The 446-nt window shown below is 58.7% G+C and carries 1 rRNA gene; it reads left to right on the top strand.

Features of this window, described 5'->3' with window-relative positions:
- A 23S ribosomal RNA gene (locus tag VXD91_RS20925) occupies positions 1-446 on the top strand; the annotation flags it as partial.

Consider the following 446-nt stretch of genomic DNA (forward strand, 5'->3'; position numbering starts at 1 on the left):
GGACTAGTGATCCGGCACCCCCGAGTGGAAGGGGTGTCGCTCAACGGATAAAAGGTACCCCGGGGATAACAGGCTGATCTTCCCCAAGAGTCCATATCGACGGGATGGTTTGGCACCTCGATGTCGGCTCGTCGCATCCTGGGGCTGGAGCAGGTCCCAAGGGTTGGGCTGTTCGCCCATTAAAGCGGCACGCGAGCTGGGTTTAGAACGTCGTGAGACAGTTCGGTCTCTATCCGCCGCGCGCGTCAGAAACTTGAGGAAACCTGTCCCTAGTACGAGAGGACCGGGACGGACGAACCTCTGGTCTACCAGTTGTCCCACCAGGGGCACCGCTGGATAGCTACGTTCGGACAGGATAACCGCTGAAAGCATCTAAGCGGGAAACCTCTTCCAAGACCAGGTTTCTCACCCTTTTAGAGGGATAAGGCCCCCCGCAGACCACGGGA

The sequence above is a fragment of the Mycobacterium sp. SM3041 genome, assembly GCF_039668335.1.
GTDB lineage: Bacteria > Actinomycetota > Actinomycetes > Mycobacteriales > Mycobacteriaceae > Mycobacterium.